We start from the raw sequence: 8,275 nt of genomic DNA, 5'->3' as shown, positions 1-8,275 counted from the left end.
ATCCGTAGCGGTAGCAAGGATATATCGTTGGCGAAATGAGCGAAGCGAATTTTTTGTTAGTAGAAAAATACTTTTAAGGTACTATTATCAAATAAATTCTAGTAACAATTTTAGAAAAAGAACAATAATATATACTATCTTATTAAATTTCAAGGGGGATTTTCTCATGTTTAGGAAATTTATTACAGTAGCAAGCTCCTTAGCATTAAGTGCAATGTGTCTTACTGGATGTAACCAAACAACTACAGATAAGGAAGCTAAAAAAACTTTAGATAAGGTAACTATAGCAGAAGTTACTCATTCAGTTTTTTATGCACCACAGTATGCTGCTGTTACTAAAGGATTCTTTGAAGAAGAAGGTATTGAAGTTGATATAATAAACACTTCAGGTGCAGATAAAACTATGGCTGCATTAATTTCAGGTGAAGCTCAAGTAGGACTTATGGGACCAGAGGCTTCTATATATGTATACAATCAAGGTAATGAAAACTATGCAGTAAACTTTGCACAACTTACTAAAACAGACGGAAGTTTTATAGTTGCTAGAGAAGAAATGCCAAACTTTACTCTTGAAGATTTAAAAGGTAAAGATATATTAGGTGGAAGAAAAGGTGGAGTACCTTTAATGACATTAGAATATGTATTAAAGAAAAATGGTTTAACTATAGGTACAAATAAAGAAGCAGGAGAAGTTAATGTAAGAACAGATGTACAATTTGGAGTAATGGCTGGAGCATTTGCAGGTGGAGAAGGAGACTTTACTACAGCATTTGAACCTACAGGAACTCAAATGGAAGAAGAAAAAACAGGATATATAGTTGCGTCAGTAGGAGAATTATCAAGAGAAGTAGCAGGAGATGTTCCTTATACTGCATATTCTACAACTAAAGAATTTATGGCTGACAATGAAGATTTAATACAAAGATTTACTAATGCATTATACAAAGGTCAACAATGGTGTAAAACAGCTTCAAGTGAAGAAATCGCACAAGCTATGCAACCTTTCTTTAATGACTTATCACTAAATGATTTAATAAGTGTTGTTGATAGATATAAAGAAGTAGATGCTTGGTGTGATAATCCTTTATTTACAGAAGAAAGTTTAAATGCTTTAGTTGAAATAATGGAAGAAGCTGGTGAATTAGATAAAGCACCTGTTTATAATGATATAGTAAATACTGAATTTGCAAATAAAGCTATGGAAAATGTTAAGTAAACTAAAATTTATATAAATATTTATGAAAAAGGATTTATCATATTTGATACAATCCTTTTTCTATTATTATAGATTTTGATACATAATATCATTATCAATTAATATAGATAAATGATAATGATATTACTAAATTTAAAAATAATTTTATATTATTTAATTATCAATTGAAAATTATATTGCATAAATTGGAGGCATAAAAATGGAATCAAGATATGATGAATCAAACAAAATAACAATATTATCAATTATATGGAATATAGTTTTAACTGTTATAAAAATCAGTGCAGGGGTACTTGGAAATTCAAACGCTATAATAGCAGATGGTCTACATTCAGCATCTGATATTTTAACGTCAATAGGAGTATTAATTGGAAATAAGATATCAAAGAGTCCAAATGATAAAGAACATAATTATGGTCATGAAAAGGCAGAAACTTTAGTAGCACTTTTATTATCAATAGTATTAATATTTGTTGCTTTAAAAATAGGATATGGAGGTATTATATCATTACTTAATGTAGATAAAATTAAAGTTCCAACAATACTTCCATTAATAGTTTCTGTTATATCAATACTTATAAAAGAATATCAGTATAGGATAACTATTAAAGTGGCAAATAAGATAAATTCTCCGGCATTAAAAGCAGATGCTTGGCATCATAGATCTGATGCTTTATCATCTATTGCAGCATTTATAGGGATAGGTGGAGCAATAATTGGATTTAAGATTTTAGATCCTTTAGCATCTATTGTTGTTGCATTATTTGTTTCTAAGGTAGGAGCTGATATACTATTAAAATCTGCAAATGAGCTTATGGACTTATCTATTGGTAAGGAATATGAGGATAAGATAATATCTATAGCAAAAAATACACAAGGTGTTGAAGATATATTAGACTTAAGAACTAGAAAATATGGTTCCATGGCTTATGTTGACTTAGTAATATGTGTAGATAAAAATTTGACAGTATATAAGGGACATGATATAGCTAGTAACTTAGAAGATATAATACTTAAAAATATGGACTTTATAAAAGGTATAACAGTACATGTAGAACCATATTTAAATGAAAATAAAAACTCTGAAAATTAAAATATATAAAGATACAAGAATCTAACTCTCTAGGTTTTTGTATCTTTATACAATATTAACCTATTGTATTAGTTCAAAATATTTTTCAAATAAAGCTAATTAATTTTAACAAAAAAACAATATCCCGTAAATCTAGTACTAGTAAAATTTAAACAAATGATAGACTTTTTATTTTAGTTATAGAATCACAATTTCCTATCAATTTATTTATTAACTTGTTGTGCTAGTAGTTATTTTACCAAAGATATTGAATTTACTATATAAATTTTTTTTATTATTAGAACACAACTTGTTAGATTATAGTACTTTCAATAATATTTAACTAGCACAACGAGTTAATTATAATAAAATGATTAATATATTGGAAAATATGGTATAATTAGATTAAATTTACTAGTAAAGGGTGATTTTTTATGAAATTAAATAGATTAAATAAAATTTTATCAAAAATGCAAGAAAATAACATACCTCAAATGTTAGTTACAGACCCAAAGGCTATATTTTATCTAACAGATAAAATGATACATCCAGGAGAAAGACTAATAGCTTTATACCTTAACACAAATGGGAATCATAAATTATTTATAAATGAGTTATTCCCAGTATATGAAGATTTAGGTGTAGAAAAAGTTTGGTTTGATGATACTAAGGATGGAGTTTTGATAATATCTGAATACATAGAAAAAGGAAAAACTATAGGAATAGATAAAAATTGGCCAGCTAGATTCTTATTACATCTTATGGAATTAAATACTGAAAATAAATATGTAAATGCATCATTTATAATAGATACATTAAGAATGTGCAAGGATGAAGAAGAAAAAGATCTTATGAGAAATGCATCTAATATAAATGACATGGCAATGGATAAGCTTCAAAATCTGCTAACACAAGATTTAACAGAAAAGGAAATGGCACAAAGATTAGCAAGTATATACGAAGAATTAGGAGCTGATGGATTTTCATTCCCTCCAATTATAGCATATGGAGCAAATGGAGCAGATCCTCATGCTCATTGTGGTTCAGCTAAATTAAAAGAAGGCGACTGTGTAATACTTGATATAGGGTGTATTAAAGATAACTATTGTTCAGATATGACAAGAACAGTATTTTATAAAAGCGCGTCTGAAAAAGCAAAAGAAGTATTTAATATAGTACTTGAAGCTAATAAAAGAGCTATAGCTATGGTAAAGCCAGGTGTTAGATTCTGTGATATAGATAATGCAGCTAGAGAATATATAACTGAAAAAGGATATGGAAAATATTTCACTCATAGAACAGGACATTCTATAGGTATAGAGACTCATGATATGGGAGATGTATCATCTATAAATACGGATATATTAAAGCCAGGTATGATATTCTCAGTAGAGCCAGGAATATATTTACCAGGTGAATTTGGAGTTAGAATAGAGGATTTAGTTTTAGTTACAGAAGATGGGCATGAATTATTAAACAAATACAATAAAGAATTAAATATAATAAAATAATTAATATAAAACCCTAAGTATGATAAATTAAGTAAAATTTATTATACTTAGGGTTTATTTTAATACTTAGAAATTTTAGCAGGATTATTTGCTTGTTATACAGTTTTTATAATTACAATTTCTAAAGTGATACTCTTTTAGAAATTTACTTATTTTTTAGTATAAAGAACTTTAGAGTCTTAAAAATGATATTTTTAAATATTTTATAGAGACACAGCTAAAACTAAATTAATTCTTAAAGATTAGATTTTATATAATTCATTAATATATCTTAGAAATTTAGGTATATATAATATTTAGTTAATATTTACAAAAAAATATAAAATATCATATTTATATATATTTTTTTACTCTAAAATTATCACTAATTATATAAATTTTAATACTATAAATTAAGAATTGTAAATTATTAATGCAATTTTTAAGCAATACATTAATATAATTAATAATTTTGGAGGTATTAAATTGAGTAAAATAAAAAATAAAAAACAAGAAAATAATAGCTTAGAGTATCTTAATGAATTAGTTCAAAAACTTTCAAATAAAGAAATTGAAATATCTCAAAATCATGAACAAATAGCAGCTTTAGAAAAGCAAGCTATTGCTGTACATGAAAAAGGGGAAGTATTACGTAAAGAGGCTAAAGAATTAGTATCTCAAGTACAATCATGGCTAAAAGAATATGGAGAAGGATATAATTTAAACTATAAAGGGGAGAAGTGTGTAGAAATAGAAAAACAAGTTAAAGATATACAAAGATCTATAGAAAGGGCAGAAGAATGTTCATTAGATGCAAGTGACAAAGCTCTTAAAAAAGTAGAAAAGGCAAAAAGGTTAACTAATGAATATAATGGACTAAAAGGAGAATATATGAAGTATATACATGAAAAGGATGTAGAACCAGAGCCTGAGAATGTTGAAGATAAAGAAGATGTAGTTGAAGAAGAGGAAAAAGAAGAAAAAGAAGAAGAGTAATTAAATAATTATAAGTTAAAGCTAGTTTATTAAACTAGCTTTAACTTTTTATAAAGTTGCAAAAACATTTAAGAACACAATTAATTAATGCTTTAATGAAATAGTAATTAAATTTTAGGCTATAATGTCATATAATCTTGGTGTATAATATATAAAATCTTAAATATTATGAAAAGGAAAACTTTAATATGATAATTGATATAACACAAACAACTAAAATAGGAAGAGTTTATAGAGCGGGATCAGAACCATTAAAAGTAGAAAAGGTAACTAGATACTCAAAAAGTGGAAGTGAATACACTACAACATCATTTTCTTGTGATGTTCATAATATGGGGACACATATAGATGTAATGAATCCAGATGTGGTAATAGAAAATGAAAGACTAATAGGTGAGGGGATAAAGTTTGATGTTTCACATATACCAAACAAAGTAATAAAATTAAAAGACTTAGATCTTTCTCTTATAAAAGAAGGGGTATATGTATTTTTTCAAACAAACTGGGATCAATACTTTGAAGATGAAGAAAAATACAACAATCATCCAGAAATATCCATAGAGGTTATAAAATACCTAGTAGATAAAAACGTTAATATGATAGGAATAGATACTTTAGGTCTAGGAGTTAGCAAAAATCATGGAATTATAGATAAATACCTTGGTGATCATAAAATGTATGCCATAGAAAACTTATGTAACTTAAAGAATATTCCAAATAAAAACTTTAAGGTATATTGCTTACCTATGAAAATAGAAGGATTAGATGGGTATCCAGCTAGGATACTAGTAGAGTTTTAATTATGATAAAAGAACGAAGACGTATAATTATAGACTTTGAAGTACTATCAAAAGCAAATTTCTGGATATGTTGTATGAAAGACTATAAAACTCAAAAAGAACATACCATAATTAATGATAGAGAAGAATTACTAAGAGTTTTTAATAAAAATAAAGATTCAGTATGGGTGGGTTATAATATAAGAGGCTATGATCAATGGATATTAAAAGCAATAGTTGCAGGGGTTGATCCATGTAAAGTATCTGATATGCTTATAGAACATAAGGTATCAGGTTGGAAGATAGATAGAAAACTACATAAGATACCACTATATATATTTGAAATAAGTGATACATATAGAAGTTTAAAAGAATTAGAATTATTTATGGGGGAAGATATAAGAGAAAGTACTGTAGACTTTAACTTAAATAGATATCCAAATAACAAAGAAATAGATGAGCTTGTATCATATTGTATGCATGATGTTAAAATGACATTTAAAGTGTTTGAGCAAGTATATTATAGATATGAAGCGCAAATAGGACTTATTGAATATTTTAATTTAGATAGTTCTATGATAAATAAAACAGAAGCTCAACTAAGCTCATACATATTACAAGCGAAAAAGCCAAACTATGAAAGAAATGATACAAAAGATTTTAGAATAATAGACACTTTAAATCTTAATAAGTATAAATATATAAAAAATTGGTATGAAGATTATAACAATAGAGACTTTAAAAAATATTTAAGAGTAAATGTATATGGAATAGAAACTGACTTTGGTTGGGGAGGATTACATTCAGCTAGGAAAAAATATGAAGCACATGACTTTATAGTAAATTCAGATGTTAGTTCTTTCTATTCATCTATAATGATAGAATATGGACTATTAAGTAGAAATGTAAAAAAGCCAGAGAAATACAAAGAAATTAGAGATACTCGAATTAAGTTTAAAAAAGAAAATAATCCAATAGAAAAATCTCTAAAAATAGTATTAAATAGTGCATATGGAGCATGCCTAGATGTAAATAATGAGCTATATGACCCACAACAAGGTACAGCAATCTGTGTAAATGGACAATTATTGTTACTAGATTTAATAGAAAAAGTAGAGCTTGAGTTTGGAGATAAGGCTATATTTATACAAGGTAATACTGATGGTGTTATGTTTAAGTTTAATTCTAAAGAAGATGTAGATAGATATTTAGAGATTTGTAGTAATTGGTGTAAAAGAACGGGTATGGAGTTAGAGCACGATTTTATTAAGAAAATAATTCAAAAAGATGTAAACAACTATATTTATATAAAAGAAGATGGTCAAATAAAAAGTAAGGGAGCTTATGTTAAAAAACTAAGCATAATAGATAACGATTTACCTATAGTTAATAAAGCTATTAAAGAAAAATTAATAAATAATATAGATATAGAGACAACAATAAACAATGCTACAGATCTTATAGATTTTCAAAAGTGTGTAAAAGTAACCGGTAAATATAGCCACGTTGTATATGGTAAAGATAATATAGACTTAAAAGTACTTAGAGTATTTGCAAGTAAATCTATACTTGATAGTGCTATTATGAAAGTAAAACCAGATGGAAAGTTAGAAAAGATTAGTTATACACCAGATAGAGCTTTTATTGATAATGGAAATATTATAGGTAAAAAAGTACCTGATTATTTAGATAGAAATTGGTATATAAATTTAGCTAAAGAAAGACTTGATAGTTTTATACCTGAAGATACTTTTACATTATTTGATTATTTAGATATTTTATAATTCATAAATAATAAAAAACTGAGAAGGATATTAAATTAATAGTTTTCTAATAGTATAAGAAATCTTATATATGAATAAGCTATAAAATAGAATAAGTGCAATAAAAAAAGCAATGAAATTTACAATAATTATATTTCTCATAAAGCATAAATTTACCTCATAATATATGCATAGGGTGAATTTATATGAAATATTATATAAAGGTTGAAAAAGATGTAAAAATATTAGTAGAAGATATAAATTTTGATTTAGGAAATCCTATAATGTTTGTTCATGGATGGCCATTAAATCACAATATGTATGAATATATAATAGAATATTTTGCAAGTAGAGGACATAGATGTATAGCAATAGATCTTAGAGGTTATGGTAATTCAGATAAACCCTACACAGGGTATGATTATGATAGAATGGCAATGGATATAAAACTTGTAATTGATGCACTTAAATTAAGTGATATTACTTTAGTAGGCCACTCTATGGGTGGTGCAATTTGCTTAAGATATATGTCTAAATTTAATGAAGATAAAGTATCAAGGCTTTGCTTACTCAGTGCTGTAGCACCAAAGTGGGTTCAATCATCCAATTGGCTATATGGATATACTGTAGATGAAGTAAATAAACTTATAGATAGTTTTAAGAGTGATAAACCTAAAGCAATAATAGACACATCAGAATCATTTTTTATAAATTTACTAGTCAAGGTATATTAGATTGGTTCTTGGGACTGTAGGTAGTTTTGTGTAAATACAAACTTACCTACAGTCTTTTTTGAATGTAAAATTGGTAAGTTTGGAATAATATTCATATTAAACTTTTGGAGGTAAAGAAATGAAAGATCAAAGAGAAATAATTATTCCAGATTTAGACTACCAAGCTGAAGTATAGTAGTCGAACTTAAAAAAGTTCGTAAATAGATTCTTCAAGGCTCTTGTTAT

General features: G+C 26.5%; 7 protein-coding genes. All 7 read left to right on the top strand.

What is annotated here, in order from left to right; translation table 11 throughout:
- The first annotated feature begins 166 nt into the window (after positions 1–166).
- Positions 167–1,216: an ABC transporter substrate-binding protein gene (locus tag Q5F54_RS07790; RefSeq protein WP_281537240.1), complete on the top strand. Its 1,050-nt coding sequence runs from the start codon at positions 167–169 to the stop codon at positions 1,214–1,216.
- 199 nt (positions 1,217–1,415) lie between these two features.
- Positions 1,416–2,309: a cation diffusion facilitator family transporter gene (locus Q5F54_RS07785; protein ID WP_281537239.1), complete on the top strand. Its 894-nt coding sequence runs from the start codon at positions 1,416–1,418 to the stop codon at positions 2,307–2,309.
- Positions 2,310–2,722: 413 nt separating this feature from the next.
- Positions 2,723–3,799, top strand: a complete 1,077-nt coding sequence (locus Q5F54_RS07780; RefSeq protein ID WP_281537238.1) for a Xaa-Pro peptidase family protein — start codon at positions 2,723–2,725, stop codon at positions 3,797–3,799.
- A 465-nt stretch (positions 3,800–4,264) separates the two neighbouring features.
- Positions 4,265–4,774 carry a hypothetical protein gene (locus Q5F54_RS07775; RefSeq protein WP_281537832.1) on the top strand — a complete coding sequence of 170 codons (510 nt, stop codon included), beginning with the start codon at positions 4,265–4,267 and terminating at the stop codon, positions 4,772–4,774.
- 188 nt (positions 4,775–4,962) lie between these two features.
- Positions 4,963–5,574, top strand: coding sequence for a cyclase family protein (locus tag Q5F54_RS07770; protein ID WP_281537831.1), 612 nt, complete (start codon positions 4,963–4,965; stop codon positions 5,572–5,574).
- Positions 5,575–5,576: 2 nt separating this feature from the next.
- A complete protein-coding gene (locus Q5F54_RS07765; RefSeq protein ID WP_281537830.1) occupies positions 5,577–7,337 on the top strand; it encodes a hypothetical protein in 1,761 nt (586 codons plus the stop codon).
- Between the two features lie 185 nt (positions 7,338–7,522).
- On the top strand, positions 7,523–8,050 hold the full coding sequence (locus Q5F54_RS07760; RefSeq protein ID WP_281537829.1) for an alpha/beta fold hydrolase: 528 nt from the start codon (positions 7,523–7,525) through the stop codon (positions 8,048–8,050).
- The last annotated feature ends 225 nt before the right edge of the window (positions 8,051–8,275 follow it).

Origin of the sequence: uncultured Romboutsia sp. (assembly GCF_958366745.1) — a bacterium.
In the GTDB taxonomy this organism is placed as follows: Bacteria; Bacillota; Clostridia; order Peptostreptococcales; family Peptostreptococcaceae; genus Romboutsia; species Romboutsia timonensis.
This window is presented reverse-complemented; position numbering and strand designations above follow the sequence as displayed.